The organism is Vagococcus sp. (assembly GCF_052102835.1).
In the GTDB taxonomy this organism is placed as follows: domain Bacteria; phylum Bacillota; class Bacilli; order Lactobacillales; family Vagococcaceae; genus Vagococcus.
Genome location: NZ_JBQEIL010000002.1, coordinates 1 through 17,260 on the forward strand (window position 1 = coordinate 1; position 17,260 = coordinate 17,260).

Sequence of the window (17,260 nt, forward strand, 5' to 3'; positions counted from 1 at the left end):
GTCTGACTACGGATCAGAAGGTTAGGGGTTCGACTCCTCTTGGGCGCGTAATATTAAGTAAATGAGTTAGAGACTATTCTCTAACTCATTTTTTTGTGTTCATTCAAAGATAAGAGAGACGAATTACTGTATTTCTTCCCTAAAATTCTGCTATAATTAAGGTCAGATATAGTCAATAAGGTGGTGTAAGGAATGGACAATCGTAATATGTCTGATATTATAGAGTCTTATCTTAAAGAAATATTGGAAACAACAAATAAAATTGAAATTCGACGGTCTGAGATGGCAAATTTATTTAATTGTGTTCCGTCACAAATTAACTATGTGATCAATACTCGTTTTACGGTACCTAAAGGATACAAAGTAGAGAGTAAGCGTGGTGGTGGTGGCTATATCCGAATTTTTAAAATTAATCTTTTATCTAGTAGTGACTACTTGCAAAATCTTACAGAAATTGTAGAATCTAAACTATCAGAGAGTGAGGCGGAAGCTGTTTTAGAGCAACTGCATGGCAATCACTTGATAACAGATCGTGAATTTCGTTTATTGGTCTCGCTCTTTGATTCAAAAAGTTTATTACCTAGTGAAAATGTCAGTGCACTACGATCACAAATGATGCTAAGTTTATTAGAACGTTTAGCATATGAAGAACTGGAGTGAAGTAAATGACAGAATTATTTAGTAACCGTACAAAAAATGCCTTAAAATTTGCTCAGGAAGAAGCTGTTTCTTTTAAACAAGATATGATCGGCACTGAGCATATTTTAATCGGTTTAATTAGAGAAGAAAAAGGAATAGCTGGTAAAATTTTTAAACAATTAGGAATTGATAGTGGTGCTGTTCGGGATGAGCTTATTCTAACGACGAACTATGAAAAAACATTCCGTTTAAAAAAAGATCAAAAGTTACCATTCTCACCTCGAGCAAAAGTATTATTAAAAATAGCGGGTGAAGAAGCACGAAAATTAGGAAGTCCTAGTGTGGGAACTGAACATATTTTATTGGCGATGGTTCGTGATAGCGATTCGCTCGCTTCTAAAATCGTGTCAGCAAATATGGGAGTTGAAACAGCTGAATTAAAACAGCTTGTTTTGGAACGGATGGGCTTGATTGATCCAAATTCAAAATTTAGTGGTCGGAAACAGCAAGCAAAAGGATCGGGTCCTGCTACAGAAGGAACGCCAACGCTAGATTCATTAGCTCGTGATTTAACTGAATTAGCCAGGGAGAAAAAATTAGATCCGTTAGTGGGTCGAGAAGTAGAAGTAGATCGCTTAATTCAAGTTTTAAGTCGTCGTACAAAAAATAATCCTGTCTTAGTGGGTGATCCAGGTGTCGGAAAAACGGCAATTGCTGAAGGTCTGGCTCAAAAAATTGTTTCTGGAACAGTCCCCGATGATTTAGCCAGCAAACGATTAATGATGTTAGATATGGGTGCTGTGATTGCTGGGACAAAATATCGTGGTGAATTTGAAGGTCGGATGAAAAAGCTAATTGATGAAATCTATTCAGATGGTGAAGTAATTCTCTTTATTGATGAACTTCATACTTTGATCGGTGCAGGTGGTGCTGAGGGGGCCATCGATGCTTCAAATATATTGAAACCAGCGTTGGCTCGTGGCGAATTGCAAACAATTGGTGCAACAACCTTAGATGAGTATCAAAAATATATTGAAAAAGATGCTGCATTAGAACGTCGTTTTGCGAAAGTTCAAGTGGATGAACCAACTCCGGAAGAAACGGAAGCTATTCTATTCGGCTTACGTGGGAGATATGAAGATCATCATCAAGTTGACATTACCGACGAAGCAATCCAAGCAGCGGTTAATTTAGCGACACGTTATATCTCAGATCGTAAGTTACCGGATAAAGCGATTGATCTAATTGATGAAGCAGCGGCTCGAGTTCGTCTAGATGCGGCAAATGAAGATAATCCAATAGGAAATCAAAAACAAAAAATTGAAACACTGGTGGCTGAGAAAGAACTTGCTATTTTAAATCAAGACTTTATATTAGCAGCGGCTTTACGTAAAAAAGAAAAAACAGCGATTCGTCGTTTGACGAAATTGGTGGATGAAGCGAATGAAAAAGGTCAACGAATAAAAGTTAAAGAACCCGCAATTATTTCTGTAGTGGCACAGTGGACAGGAATTCCATTACAACAATTGGCTAAAAAAGAAAGTGAACGCTTACTTGATTTGGAAAAAATATTACATCAACGAGTGATTGGGCAAGATGAGGGTGTCGTTGCAGTCTCAAAAGCTATCAGACGTGCTCGTAGTGGTTTGAAAGATCCTAATCGACCAATTGGTTCATTTATGTTCTTGGGACCAACAGGCGTCGGTAAAACAGAGTTAGCTAAAACGATTGCAGAAGTGATGTTTGGTTCTGAAGATGCGTTACTCCGTGTTGATATGTCTGAATTTATGGAAAAACATAGCACCAGTCGTCTAGTGGGGTCACCTCCAGGATATGTTGGCTACGATGAGGGGGGACAATTGACAGAAAAAATTCGTCAAAAACCTTATTCTGTTATCCTTTTAGATGAAGTTGAAAAAGCCCATCCCGATGTTTTTAATATTTTACTTCAAGTCTTGGATGATGGTCATTTGACTGATTCAAAAGGTCGAAAAGTTGATTTTAAAAATACGATTTTAATTATGACTTCTAATATTGGAGCTACCGCTTTACGAGATGAGAAAACGGTTGGTTTTGCTTCAATTGATGCGAGTCAAAATTATGAAGCAATGAAAAAACGGATTTTAGAAGAGTTGAAGAAAAGCTTCCGTCCTGAATTTTTAAATCGCGTCGATGAAACGATTGTGTTCCATCCTTTAACGAAAAAACAAATTCATGAGATTGTGAAGATTATGAGTCAATCTTTAGTCAAGCGTTTAGCGGAACAAGAGATTCAGTTAAAATTAACGCCAGCAGCAATTGATGTTATCAGTCAAGTTGGCTTTGATCCTGAATATGGGGCTCGTCCGATCCGTCGTGCTCTTCAAAAAGAAGCAGAAGATTTATTGAGTGAAGCATTACTGTCACAAGAAATCAAACCAGGCGATGAAGTTACTTTAGGAGCAACAAAAGGAAAGATTAAACTTCAAGTGAAATAAAAATATTTCATTTTTAAAGTGAGCTAGATTTGAGAAGTTTCTTAAATTTAGCTCACTTTTTTTAGTTTTACATTCTTTGAAAAACTTAAGGTCTGTGTTAGGATTATGAATGTTAATACTTGTGAAAAAGTTGGGAGGAAAGTTTTAAAATGATAGAAATTATTGCAACAGTTGAGTCGAAAGAGCAAGCAAAACAACTGTTGGTATTAGATATAGACAAATTATATTTTGGTGAAGAAAACTATGGTTTACGCTTAGCTCATCCTTTTTCTTTAACGGAGTTAGCAGAATTGGTTGAATTGACCCATGATTATGGTAAAAAAGCCAGAGTGGCAGTCAATGCGATAATGCATCCAGAGGATATGCGTGGGATTAGTGATTATTTGACCTTTTTACAGGAAATTGGTGTCGATGAGATTGTAGTTGGCGACCCTGGGGTAATTTATACACTAAAACGTGATGGTTTTCACTTACCTTATATCTATGATGCGGCGACGATGGTGACGAGTTCACGTCAGATTAATTTTTGGGCAAATCGGGGAGCAACCGGAGCCGTTTTAGCACGGGAAATCCCTTTTTTAGAATTACAAGAGCTGGGTCAAAAAGTTCAAGTACCAACTGAATACTTAGTTTATGGTGCGACCTGTATTCATCATTCTAAACGTCCATTATTAGAAAACTATTTTTCGTTCGTTAAAGTTGAAGGCTCTGTTAAAAAAGAACGGGGTTTATATATTTCAGAACCAAAAGATGAAGAAACTCACTATTCGATTTATGAAGATAAACAAGGCACCCATATTTTTCAAACAAATGATGTTAATATGATGCTCGAGTTACAGGAGTTAGTTGAAATCGGCTTGACAACTTGGAAACTTGATGGGATTTATACCCCTGGTGAAGCCTATCTTGAGATTGTTGCCTTATTTATTCAAGCGAAAAAATTAATCGAAGCCGATCAATGGAATCAAGAGTGGGCTGAAAAATTAAATCAAGAGGTCTTAAGGTGGCATCCAGAAGAACGTCGTTTGGATCAAGGTTTTTACTATTTAGACCCTAAAGAAATAAGATAAGGAGTAAGAGTGATGACAACATTAAAACGTCCAGAAGTACTAGCGCCCGCTGGAACTTTAGAAAAATTGAAAGTTGCAATTCGTTACGGTGCCGATGCCGTTTATATCGGTGGAAATGCCTTTGGTTTACGTAGCCGTGCGGGAAATTTTACTTATGAAGAAATGGAAGAGGCGGTTGCTTTTGCTAAAGAACATGATGCGAAAATTTATGTTGCGGCGAATATGGTGACTCATGAAGGTGATGCTGTCGGTGCGGGTGAGTTTTTTAGAGAGTTACGAGAGGTCGGAATTAACGCTGTGATTGTTTCTGATCCGGCATTGATTGAAATTTGTATTACAGAAGCACCCGGACTACCTGTTCATTTATCGACACAATCTTCAGCAACTAACTTTGAAACGTTGGAATTTTGGAAAGAAGAGGGCTTAGAACGTGTAGTTTTAGCTCGCGAAGTGTCGATGGCAGAAGTCGCAGAAATTCGTAAAAATACAGACGTTCAGATTGAAGCTTTTATTCATGGCGCAATGTGTATTTCATATTCCGGTCGTTGTACATTATCCAATCATATGTCCCAACGTGATGCAAACCGCGGTGGCTGTTCGCAATCTTGTCGTTGGAAGTACGGTTTGTTTGAAATGCCATTTGGCGAAGAGGCTCGTGAATTAACAGATAGTGGTGAAGTTAGCGAACCATTTTCAATGAGTGCGGTAGATATGTCAATGATTGAGCATATTCCAGATTTAATCAAAAATGGGGTTGATAGCTTTAAAATTGAGGGACGTATGAAGTCTATTCATTATGTTTCAACCGTTTCGAATGTGTATAAAGCAGCCGTTGACAGTTATATGGAAGATCCTGAAAATTATGTTTGTAAACAAGAGTGGATTGATGAGTTATGGAAAGTGGCCCAACGTGAATTGGCAACAGGATTTTATTATCAAACACCATCAGAAAATGAGCAATTATTTGGTAAGCGTCGAAAAATTCCCGTTCATAAATTTATTGGTGAAGTTTTAGCTTACGATGAGGTCACAAAGATCGCGACGATTCGTCAACGGAATCATTTTCGTTTGGGTGATGAGGTTGAATTTTATGGACCTGGATTTAAACATTTCCATCAAATCTTGACTCAAATGTGGAATGAAGAAGGTGAGTCGATTGAAAAAGCGCCAAATGCCATGATGATTGTGACAATGCCAGTTGAACAACCTGTTCAAGTCGGTGACATGATCCGTAAGAAAAAATAAGAAAGGAAGTCGAAAAAAATGGAACAATTTGATTATATCGTGATTGGTGGCGGTAGTGGTGGAATTGCCTCTGCCAACCGAGCAGGAATGCATGGTGCTAAAGTCTTATTAGTCGAAGGTCATCATGTTGGTGGAACGTGTGTGAATGTGGGGTGTGTTCCTAAAAAAGTAATGTGGACGGCTTCTGACATGCGTCAAATGTTATTAAATGATGCAAAAGCTTATGGTTTGAATGTTGAATTGGTCAGTGAGGATTTTACAGCATTCAAAGAACGCCGTGATACCTACATCGAACGATTGCATGGACTGTATTTAAAGGGGCTAGCATCGAATGATGTGACATTTTTAACAGGTTATGCTAAATTTAAAACAAATCAAGTAATTGAAGTTAATGGTAAAGAATATCAGGCGCCTCATATTTTAATTGCGACAGGTGGAAAAATTGTACGTCCGGATATTCCAGGTGGCGATTATGGTCTTGATTCAAATGGCTTTTTTGAAATGGAGACCTTGCCTCAATCGGTAGTGGTTGTTGGAGCAGGCTATATAGCGGTTGAAATTGCTGGTGTGATGCATGGTCTAGGTGTAGAAACTCATTTAGCTTATCGAAAAGAAACGGTTTTAAGAAGTTTTGATCCAATGATTTCAGATAATCTAGTTGAAATGTATCAAAAACAAGGGATTGAGATGCATGCCCATTCGGTTCCTAAGCAAGTCGAAAAAATAACGACAGGTTATCGCCTAATTTTTGAAAATGGAACACAGCTAGAAGCGGAAGAAATCATTTGGGCTGTGGGGCGTGAGCCTTATACCTCTCATTTAAATTTAGCCGCAACCACGGTTGAGCTAACCAAACAGGGAGCTATCAAAGTCGATGAGTATCAAAATACGACACAACCTGGTATTTATGCAGTAGGTGATGTGATTGATAAGGTGAACTTGACTCCCGTTGCGATTGCAGCAGGTCGTCGGTTGTCAGAGCGTTTATTTAATGGTCAAACACAATTAAAATTAGACTATACGACGATTCCAACTGTTGTGTTTTCACACCCAACAATCGGGACCGTTGGTTTAACCGAAGCAGAAGCTCGAGAACAATATGGCGATGATGTAAAAATTTATACGTCTCGTTTTACACCGATGTATTATGCTATCACAGAAGTTCGTGGTAAAACAGCAATGAAGCTTATTTGCGTAGGTAAAGAAGAAAAAATCGTAGGTTTGCATGGGATAGGCCAAGGAATGGATGAAATGTTACAAGGTTTTGCTGTTGCCATAAAGATGGGAGCGACGAAAGCAGATTTTGATGATACGGTTGCGATTCACCCAACAAGTGCAGAAGAATTTGTGACGATGCGTTAAAAAAGTTGATAATAACGATTATTACTTGATAGTTATTAAATTATTTTTGAAACACAAGGTTGAATAAGGTATAATTAGACTGTTAATAAAAAAACAGAGGAGGAAACAAAATGGATATTTTATCACTCGCCCGTTTTCAATTTGGGATGACAACAGTTTTTCACTTTTTCTTTGTACCATTATCGATTGGTTTAGCTTTTGCAATTGCCATTATGGAAACTTTATATGTTGTCAAAAAAGATGAAATTTACAAAGACATGACAAAATTTTGGAGTAAAATTTTCTTACTAAGTTTTGCTGTTGGTGTTGTGACGGGTATTATTCAAGAATTTCAATTCGGAATGAACTGGTCAGAGTACTCAAGGTTTATGGGAGATATATTTGGAGCACCATTGGCTGTAGAAGCACTATTAGCCTTTTTCCTTGAATCAACATTTATTGGATTATGGATGTTTGGTTGGGATAAGTTTAGTAAAAAATTACACTTACTATGTATTTGGTTAGTAGCGATTGGTTCTTCAATTTCCGCATTATGGATTTTAGCAGCGAATGCTTTTATGCAAAATCCAGTTGCTTTCGAAATCGATACAGAAGCGAATCGTGCAGTCTTAACTAGCTTTTCAGGACTCTTGAAAAACCACCAATTGTGGGCACAATTCCCACATGTGATTTTTGGAGCAGTTGTAACAGGTGGTTTCGTGATTGCCGGCTCATCTGCTTGGATGATGAGAAAGAAAAAAGATTTACCATTCTTCAGAAAATCAATTAAGCTTGGTTTGATTTTAGGATTAATTGGGGCTGTTTTAACAATTGGAGCAGGTCACCGTCAAATGGTGATTGTTGCAGATGATCATCCGATGAAATTCGCTGCAATGGAAGGAATCTATGAAGACACAGATTCACCAGCACCGTGGACAATCGTCGCGGGGATCGATACAAAAGATAAGAAAACAGATTGGGCCATAGAAGTTCCTTATATGCTAACGATGCTAGGTGGTAAACAAAGTTATCAAGGGATGGATAATGTGAACAAAGAGCTCCATCAAAAATATGATGAGCAATTTGGAGATAAAATGAATTACTATGTGCCAGTTAAAACCTTATTCTGGGGCTTCCGCTTTATGGCTGGTTTCGGAACGTTGATGGCTTTAATGGCTATGGTTGGTTTGTTTTTATTGAAAAATAATCGATTAGAAAAAATGGATTGGTTATTATTCATTTTCTCAGCGAGTATTTTCTTCCCCTTCATTTCTAACACATTTGGTTGGTTAATTACTGAGTTAGGTCGCGCACCGTGGACTGTTTATGGTTTATTCACGATTGCCGACAGTGTTTCTCCAAGTGTAACGTTTGGTAATTTGTTATTCAGTAACATCATTTATTTCAGTCTTTTTGCAATTTTAGGAACAGTCATGTTCTTCAAATCAAAACATGCCGTTGCTAAAGGCCCTTACTATGTTGACCCATCAGAAGCTAAAAAAGATGGTATTGACCCATTCGCGAAGGAGGTTTTCTAGTATGACAACCTTAGAAATTTTATGGTTTATTATTATTGGTGTGTTATTTGCTGGTTTCTTCTTTTTAGAAGGGTTTGACTTTGGTGTTGGAATGGCAGTTAAATTAATTGCACGTAACAAACGTGAACGTGACCAGATTATTGAAACGATTGGCCCAGTTTGGGATGGTAATGAAGTTTGGTTGATTACTGCAGGTGGCGCAATGTTTGCTTCATTCTCACATTGGTACGCAACTTTGTTTAGTGGTTTTTATATTATGTTGCTATTGATTTTAGTTGGTTTGATTTTACGAGGTGTTTCATTTGAATTCCGTGCGCATTCGCATGGTGCTCGTGAACGGAACATTTGGGAATGGACGATGTTTATTGGTAGTATTTTAGCCCCATTCTTGTTCGGTATGATTTTTATCGATATGATCCAAGGAATGCCAATTGAAGCAGATAAGAATATTATACATGCTGGTTTTGGCGACTATGTTAACCTCTTTTCAATTGTAGGTGGCGTGGCGGTTACTTTAATTTGTTTCTTACACGGCTTAAATTTTATTCGTTTAAAAACAGAGGGTAAAGTTCGTGAACGTTCACAAAAAGTGGCAGCTAAGTTATATCCTGTTTTATTTATCGGTTTAGTTGTTTTTGCAGTACTCGCTTTCTTGAAAACAGACTTCTTTGAAGTTAAACCAGTGTCATCAACAATTATTCTTGCTTTAATCGTTTTATTTGCTGCCACATCAGCTTATGGTGCTTTTAAAGATAAAGAATTATTATCATTTTTATCAACAGGTTTAATTTTAGTAGGAATCGTAGTTTTCATTTTTAATGGAATGTTCCCACGTGTCATGATTGCACAAGATTCAGCATTTAGTATCATGATTGAACAAGCAGCAAATTCACCTTATACATTGAAAACAATGACTATTGTAACAGTTTGTATTTTACCATTTGTCTTGGCTTACCAAGGCTGGAGTTATTACGTCTTTTCAAAACGTATCCATATTAGTAGATAAGGAGATGACCTAATTGATTGATAAGAAATTATTTCGAATTAATAAAATTAGGCCAATCTTAATAGGGCTTGCAGGATTAGGTATCCTGCAAGCCTTGTTAATTATTGGGCAAGCCTATTTTTTATCAAGGGGATTAAGTGCTTTGTGGGCTGGAGAAACAGTTAGGTCCCAAATATCTCGCTTGATTCTTTTTTTTGTTTGTTTTTTACTTCGTCAGGTTTTACTTTTTATTCGAGATAAGACTTTAGATGATTACGCGTATGAACAATCAAAAAAATTAAGACAACAGTTATTAGCTAAAATATTTCGTCTAGGCCCTAATTTTGTACAGAAGCAAGGGACAGGTAATATGGTGACCATGGCTATTGAGGGTGTAGCACAGGTTGAAAACTATTTGACTCTGATATTACCTAAATTGACAAACATGATGGTTATTCCATGGCTCATTTTAATTTTTGTGTTTACTGAAGATCTTCGTTCAGGTTTCGTTTTACTTTTAGTCTTCCCAATTATTATTATCTTTATGATTATTTTAGGTTATGCAGCACGAGCGAAAGCAGACCGACAATATGAAGGCTATCAACGGTTGAGCAATCATTTTTTAGATTCTTTACGAGGGCTAGAGACACTTAAGTTTTTGGGATTGAGTAAAAAATATGAAAAAAATGTTTTTGAAGTCAGTGAAGATTATCGAAAAGCAACGATGAGTACGTTAAAAGTCGCTATTTTATCTACTTTTGCTTTGGATTTTTTCACCACATTATCAGTAGCAATTGTTGCTGTTTTTCTAGGGTTTAAATTAATGAATGGCGAAATATTACTAGCACCTGCTTTGACTGTTCTGGTTTTAGCGCCTGATTTTTTCTTACCTTTACGTGACTTTTCAAGTGATTATCATGCGACGTTAGATGGTGGTAATACATTACAATCTATTTTTACAATTCTAGATCAAGTTGAGCCAGCACCTGTAAAAAATCTAGGTTTAAGTAACGTTTGGACAGAACAAGATTCTCTGAAATTAGATCAAACGTCAGTTCGTTATGATACAGGAGCGACCACAAGTACGCTAACCAATCTCAAGTTCTCATGGCAAGGGACCGGGAAAGTTGGAGTTGTTGGCCTATCAGGTTCAGGTAAATCAACCTTAATTAAGTTGCTGGGTGGTTTTTTAGCAAGTGAAACAGATTCAATTTTAATCAATGACCAACGAGTCGCTCACTTGAATACGAATGAGTGGCAAGATAAATTATTATATATTCCACAAGACCCTTATATCTTTCATGCGACACTACAAGAAAACATTACATTCTATCATCCAGATGCGACACTAGCACAAGTGGAGTTAGCAATCGATCGTGCAGGTTTAATAACGCTAGTACAGGAGCTTCCTTTAGGTCTGAACACGATGATTGGTGAAGGAGGTCATGAGCTCAGTGGAGGACAATCACAACGAGTCGCTTTAGCTCGAGCTTTTTTAGATAGTGAACGGAATATTCTTTTATTTGATGAACCAACAGCACATTTAGATGTTGAAACGGAAGCTGAATTAAAAGCAACAATGTTACCATTGTTTGACCAACGGTTGGTCTTTTTTGCAACGCATCGTCTGCATTGGATGCGTGAAATGGATTATATTATCGTGATGGAACAAGGTCAGATTGTTGAACAAGGCACGTATGCAGAATTACGAAATAACCAAGAGGCTTACATGGAGTTTGTGAAGCAACTGAGAGGAGAGTAGCCATGAAATCAAAACCTTTATTACTTTCAAAAAAAGATCAATGGGTTCGCCCGTATTTTAAAAAATATAAAAAATTGTTAGCCTTAGTTTTGTTTTTGGGCGTGTTAACTTTCTTTTCAGCAGCGGCCTTGATGTTTACTTCGGGTTATCTGATCAGTAAATCAGCGACAAAGCCTGAAAATATTTTACTTGTTTATGTTCCGATTGTTTTAACAAGAGCTTTTGGGATTGCTCGCCCAACTTTTAGATATGCTGAACGTCTGGGCAGTCATAACTGGGTCTTGAAAATGACATCAGATATTCGATTGAAACTCTATCAATCACTTGAAAATGAAGCCAATCATGGTGGGACACGTTATCAAAGCGGTAGTCTTTTAGGGATGTTAGCAGAAGATATTGATCATATTCAAAATCTGTATTTAAGAACGATTTTCCCGGCATTTATATCACTATTACTTTATGTAGTTATCGTGATTGCTTTAGGTGTGTTTTCGTGGCCTTTTGCGTTATTAATGTTACTTTTAATGAGTAGTTTTTTAATTATTTTACCTTTAGTTTCATTAGCTATTAATCGTGCTCGAATATACAAGCGCAAGAGCGAGCGTCACGTGCTCTACAATGAATTGACCGATGCTGTCTTGGGTGTTGGAGATTGGCAATATAGTGGGCGAGAACAAGAGTTTTTAAACCATTATAATGAGGCTGAATCGCTAGTTCGTCAAGAAGATCGAGCAATCAATCGCTATGGACGTTTTGAAGGTCTTGTGCGACAATTTTTCTTCGGTTTAATCGTACTGGCTCTGTTTATTTGGGCAGGAAATTATTTTACCAATTTGGGTAATCCCGCAGCTTTAAATTGGATTGCTGCGTTCGTACTCGCTTTTTTCCCATTGATTGATGCCTTTGCTCCAGTGAGCGATTCAATTAGAGAATTACCGCTTTATGAGGATACTGTTCAACGTTTAGACCAGTTGCCTTCTCCTCAAGAAGTTCAATCAGATGAGGAGAAAGTTTATCCGGAAGTAAGGGACACCTTTTTGAGTTTGGAGCAGGTTGATTTTAAATATTCTCAAGAAGGCCGTTTAATCTTAAATGATTTTTCGTTGACCATTCCGCAAGGACAAGTAATCGCTATTTTAGGGAAAAGTGGCATGGGGAAAACAACTTTAACAAAATTACTTAGAGGAGATTTAAAACCAACTGCTGGACAAGTTAAATTAGGGGATATTCCCATTCAAGAGTTAGCTGGAAAACAAGCAGACTACATCGGTGTATTAAATCAAAGTCCTCATTTGTTTAACACAACCATGATGAATAATATACGTTTAGGAAATATTCATGCTTCGGATGAGGCCGTTTTATTGGCAGCCCAACAAGCAGGCCTTAAAGAAGTGATTGAAAAACTGCCTCAAGGTTTAGAAACACTTGTAGAAGAAAATGGCAAACGTTTTTCTGGTGGTGAACAACAGCGAATTGCCTTGGCTCGCATCTTATTACAAGATGTTCCGATAGTGATTATTGATGAACCTACGATTGGACTAGATCCAATTACTGAAAAACGATTATTGCAAACCGTATTTGAAACGTTACATGGGAAAACGATTATTTGGATCACGCATCACCTTGTTGGGATCAATCATGCTCAACGTGTGATTTTTTTAGAGAAGGGTCGCATGACGCTAGATGGAGCACCTGAAGTGTTATTAAAAGAAAATAAATATTATCAATACTTATACTTATTAGATACTTATGACTAAATCGTTTTATAGACATCTTAAACTGAGATGTCTTTTTTGTTCGTTTATAAACTTTACATATTAAGTAAAAAAGAGTATTATTAATATGATTGAAGATAAAATATAAACTATCTGGTGTTATCTAACCAAATAGATTAGTATATTACTTCATATAAACAAAAAAAGCAGTTATAATAAAAAAATTCGTGGATAAAACACTTATTGCATATTTATAAAGAGTAAAAATAAAAAATCAGATAATTAGAAATAGATAAAAGGATCTGGTTGAGATGGAGGCATTATGAAGATGGATTTAGATTGGAAAGATCAATTAGACAAACTACAATTAGAAACTGATGAGTTACAATCTCAACTAAATACCAAACAAGTTGATGATTTAAACAAAAAGAATAGAAACAATGATATGTCATTTAGCCAACCTTATGAATTTAAGACGAAAAGCTTTGACTCCATTCCTAAGAAATCAGAACCATTGTCTATTGTAAGCGAAAAAGAAGAGTTGCAGGATCAGATTAGCCATCTATTACGCCAAATGCGTCAGATGGACGGAGAACTGACAAAACGTGAGCGAATGATTAGTGAGTTGCAGAGAGAAACTGAGCAAAAAGAAGGAAGTTATCATCATTTATTGAACGAAATGAACACCCTTCAATCACAATTAAGTCAGTATCAAGAATCTGAGTATCGCTTAAAACAACAGGCAGAAAGTACACAATCTGAGCTATTACATTTAAAAGATCAAGTAGCTAAAGTTAAGCAAACAGATGTGGATGATTTAATTTTTCAATTAAACAAAGTTGAAGAGCAGTTGTATCAGCGTGAAAATATGGTTCAACAGTTACAATATAAATTGAATAGTCAAGAACAATATGTTGATAGTTTGAAAGCTGATTATCAGCAATTACAAAAGAGTGTGTCTGTTCAAATGGAACAACTGACCTCTGAAAATAATAATTTAAAAAATAATTTGATTCATTATCAAGACAATGATTTACAATTCCAACAAATGAAACAGTCACTTGAAAATGAGTTGGCAAAATTTAAAGGTGAAGTCGCTCATTTAACGGAAGAAAATCAAGAGTTGCAAGCGGCGTTTAATCAAGGTCAAACGTTAATGAATCAATTACAAAAAGAATTAACAACAGCAAATCAGCAATTAAATCGTCAGTTAACTAAAGTGAATCAATTAGAAACTGAAAAGAAATTATCTGAAAATGAACATAAAACAGCTTTACAAAAGGTAATGAGTGAAAGAGACCAACTTGCATTGGATCTGAAACGTCGCCAAAAAGAAGAGTCGGTTAGTCAAACAGAACAATTACAGTTGCACACTAAATTAAATGAATTAGAGAGTGCTCTTCGTGAAGCAAAATTAGAGAAACAACAACTACAAAGCAAGTGGCAAGAACGTCTTGAGTGGCTAGATCAAGAGAAGAAACAAGCGAAGGTTTTAGCGAAGCAAGACACGTCAACCATTATGCAAGAAAAACAAAAAGAAGTTGAACAATTGTCAGAACGTTTAACGCAACAACAAGAATTAGTTAATAGTATGTTACGTACGCAAAAAGAAACGCAAACAAATTGGCGTAGTAATTACCAACAGTTAGAAGAGAACTACCGTAAAGCACGTCAACAAACAGCGGCTTACGAAGAAGAATTGGCTGACTTAAAACGAATTAATCGCGATTTGTCGCGTGAAAGATCATTGGACAGATTAGCAGAGCCTTCTTTATATGAGGAATCGTTGACTAGTTTAAGTAATTTAGAGCCATCCTTATTATCGTCCATCCAATTACCGAAAGAAGATTTCATGACAGAACAAGAAGCGGTACAACCACAAGCACCAGTGCAACCGCCAGTACAAGTGCAGCCACAAGTGCCAGTACAACCGCAAGTTCAGGTGCAAGAACAAGCGCCAGTACAACCGCAAGTACAAGTACAGCCACAAGTACAAGTACAGCCACAAGCGCCAGTACAACCGCAAGCACCAGCGCAGCCACAACCACCTGTTGTAGAAGATGATGAATCTTACGAATATGAAGATGATGATTATGGTTACGATTACGATTATGATTACGATTACGACTACGATTATGACTATGATTACGAGTATGATTATGAATATGGTTACGATGAAGTGGATGATATTTTAGAATATCACTCAGAAGGTATCGAAGACGAAGTGGATGATTTATTAGATGAATTAGACAGTACTAAAAAAGTAAAAGTGGCTCAAGAAATTTATGAAGTTTTTGAAGATCAATTAGATGTTCTTAAAGATCGTTGGGATAATACTGATTTTGAAACAGACGAGCAAAAAGCCTTTAAAAAATGGGCAGAGCCAAAAGTTCGCCGTTTCGGTCGCTTCTATCGTAATTTAGATGAAATGGTTTCACCACCCAAGTTATTCTCAAGAAAATACAAGATGGGTGAAGATGTCTTTAATCGTGTGAAAGCTTATGCATTACTAAGTCGCCATATTGAAGAAATTGGTGACAACGAAGACTAAAAGAGAATTGAAAAAAAGCAACACAGAATGAGGTCTATTCCGTGTTGTTTTTTTGTTTTATTTTTTTGTACGAGCCATTAGTTTAGCGGTAATGGGGACGGTCAGGGTAATGCTGATTGCACTAATCAAAAGGCTAACCAATTCACTAACCATAATTTTAGTATTAAAAATTTGACTAAAAGAATAATTTAAATCTGTGATCCAGATAAAAAGTGCAAGCTGACTTCCCACAATGGCGAAAATTAGAGTGTTAAGTGTCGCACTAAGGACATCTTTACCAATTTTTATTCCAGAAGAGTACCATTGTTGCGTTGAGAGTTCAGGTGTCGTGATTTTTAGCTCTGCCATTGAAGAGGTAATCGAAATAGCAACATCATTGACAGCACCAATCACACTCATAATAAGGACAGCCACGCTAATTAAAGTGAAGTTAGTTCCGATTTGTAAAGAATACATATCCATTTCCATGAGTTCTTCTTGAGGCAACCCTTGGAGATGCATGATAGAAATACTGAAGAAAATTAAACCGATGAGCATGAGGACGACACAAAGGCTACTGATAAAGGCGATTTTTGTTTTTTGAGTATAACCATTGATGAAAAAAAGGTTCATCATACTAATTAAAAGACTAGCACTTAAAGTGACACCAATAATTGAAAAGCCGTTCCGAATGAGAACAATCCCAATAAACATTAAAGCTAAGTTAAGGATGAGTGCGATGAGTGCCGTTAAGCCCCGTCTGCCAGCAATCAATAGCATTAATCCAGCTAAAATAATAAAAAGAATAAAATTAACAGTCATGACGTAACCCCCATTTTTGATGAATAAAAAGTAATAAATGAATAGTGATTGGGATAGTTAGAATAATCCCGATACTACCTATGAGAGCTCGTGCCATTTCAAGAGATAGAACGATTGAAAAAGTGTAAGTAAAAGACATTTGATTTCTTAAAAAAATAATAATTAGAGGAATAGCACCACTCAAATAGGAGAAAACCATAATATTTGTCATTGGCCCAAGGATATCTTTACCAATCGCATAGCCCGATTTTTTTAATTCTGTCATAGTTAGTTGTGGTTGTAAGGCATGAATTTCATAAAGGGCAGCACTTAACGTCATTGCGATATCCATAACTCCACCGAGAGAACCAAGTAATAAACTGGCAAGAAAAAGAGTTTGTGGAGGGCGTGTAATCAGTTCCATTTCTTCATATCGTAAGCCTTGATGACGGAAAAGGGTAATAACGAACCAGCCAATGAAAAAAGTAACATACGTACTGATGATGCTAGCTAGAATCGTAAGCTTGGTTTTTTGTCGCCACCTTCCAGTGATGAGTAGACTTGTCCCAACGCTGATTGGAATAAAAATGAGAAACAAAGGAACAAGTGAGTTTGCGGGACTATTTTTATAGATTAATAGGAGTCCCGCGAAAAGAGTTCCATTGATACAAAGACTCAATAGCGTCATAAACGTTCGCTCGCGCATGACAAAGAAAAGTAAAATGGCGAAAAGAGTCATGAGAATAAGTAACGAAGTATCTCGTTTAAAATCAATAAAAGTGATGTTTCCATTCTTCAGTTTAACAAAGAGAGTGTCCGATGAATGAATGGGTTGTTGTGTAATTTGAGAAGCGCTGTAAGTATGAGAAAATTGATACGATTTGTTTTTATTTTTTCCGTTCAAAATTAAAACATTGATATCCTGTACCGTCAGTTTTTCAGCAGTTTGATGTTCATTCAGAACGGTTTCTTGAGAACGAATGGTGACCTCAGTAACTTTGGCAATCGTTTGTTGATAAAGCGACGCATTGAGGGATAGAATGATGCTAATGCCACCAGTTATTAGTAAGATAAATAATAAACCAGTTTTGAATTTTCCTGATTTTGAGGCGTCCATTTGAGTCATCCTTTCTAAATAAAAAATTAAAGTTCTCTTT

Annotated in this window: 12 protein-coding genes; 10 read left to right on the top strand and 2 right to left on the bottom strand. The window is 36.6% G+C overall.

The genetic code is table 11. The features are described 5' to 3' along the window. Positions 1-192: 192 nt before the first annotated feature. The 10 genes from ACTJFD_RS01990 to ACTJFD_RS02035 all read left to right on the top strand — a co-directional run bounded on the left by ACTJFD_RS01990 (position 193) and on the right by ACTJFD_RS02035 (position 15,323). Positions 193-660, top strand: a complete 468-nt coding sequence (locus ACTJFD_RS01990; RefSeq protein WP_442259380.1) for a CtsR family transcriptional regulator — start codon at positions 193-195, stop codon at positions 658-660. Positions 661-665: 5 nt separating this feature from the next. Next, positions 666-3,116: an ATP-dependent Clp protease ATP-binding subunit gene (locus ACTJFD_RS01995; RefSeq protein ID WP_442259382.1), complete on the top strand. Its 2,451-nt coding sequence runs from the start codon at positions 666-668 to the stop codon at positions 3,114-3,116. A gap of 149 nt (positions 3,117-3,265) precedes the next feature. Next, complete coding sequence (locus tag ACTJFD_RS02000; protein ID WP_442259383.1) at positions 3,266-4,186, top strand: peptidase U32 family protein; 921 nt, start codon at positions 3,266-3,268, stop codon at positions 4,184-4,186. Positions 4,187-4,198: 12 nt separating this feature from the next. Next, positions 4,199-5,431, top strand: coding sequence for a peptidase U32 family protein (locus ACTJFD_RS02005; protein WP_442259384.1), 1,233 nt, complete (start codon positions 4,199-4,201; stop codon positions 5,429-5,431). A gap of 18 nt (positions 5,432-5,449) precedes the next feature. Further along, complete coding sequence (gene gor, locus ACTJFD_RS02010; RefSeq protein ID WP_442259385.1) at positions 5,450-6,793, top strand: glutathione-disulfide reductase; 1,344 nt, start codon at positions 5,450-5,452, stop codon at positions 6,791-6,793. 110 nt (positions 6,794-6,903) lie between these two features. Then, on the top strand, positions 6,904-8,310 hold the full coding sequence (locus ACTJFD_RS02015; RefSeq protein WP_442259386.1) for a cytochrome ubiquinol oxidase subunit I: 1,407 nt from the start codon (positions 6,904-6,906) through the stop codon (positions 8,308-8,310). A 1-nt stretch (position 8,311) separates the two neighbouring features. Beyond that, entirely contained in the window at positions 8,312-9,316 is a 1,005-nt protein-coding gene (gene cydB, locus ACTJFD_RS02020; RefSeq protein WP_442259387.1) for a cytochrome d ubiquinol oxidase subunit II, read from the top strand. 13 nt (positions 9,317-9,329) lie between these two features. Continuing rightward, entirely contained in the window at positions 9,330-11,057 is a 1,728-nt protein-coding gene (gene cydD / locus ACTJFD_RS02025; RefSeq protein WP_442259388.1) for a thiol reductant ABC exporter subunit CydD, read from the top strand. Between the two features lie 2 nt (positions 11,058-11,059). Next, positions 11,060-12,814: a thiol reductant ABC exporter subunit CydC gene (gene cydC / locus ACTJFD_RS02030; RefSeq protein ID WP_442259389.1), complete on the top strand. Its 1,755-nt coding sequence runs from the start codon at positions 11,060-11,062 to the stop codon at positions 12,812-12,814. A 286-nt stretch (positions 12,815-13,100) separates the two neighbouring features. Then, entirely contained in the window at positions 13,101-15,323 is a 2,223-nt protein-coding gene (locus ACTJFD_RS02035) for a hypothetical protein (RefSeq protein WP_442259390.1), read from the top strand. Between the two features lie 57 nt (positions 15,324-15,380). On the opposite strand, the gene ACTJFD_RS02040 is transcribed toward ACTJFD_RS02035, so the two are convergent. After that, positions 15,381-16,124 carry a YibE/F family protein gene (locus ACTJFD_RS02040; protein ID WP_442259391.1) on the bottom strand — a complete coding sequence of 248 codons (744 nt, stop codon included), beginning with the start codon at positions 16,122-16,124 and terminating at the stop codon, positions 15,381-15,383. Continuing rightward, positions 16,114-17,220, bottom strand: coding sequence for a YibE/F family protein (locus ACTJFD_RS02045; RefSeq protein ID WP_442259392.1), 1,107 nt, complete (start codon positions 17,218-17,220; stop codon positions 16,114-16,116). The genes ACTJFD_RS02040 and ACTJFD_RS02045 overlap by 11 nt, the downstream gene beginning before the upstream one ends. Between the last annotated feature and the right edge of the window lie 40 nt (positions 17,221-17,260).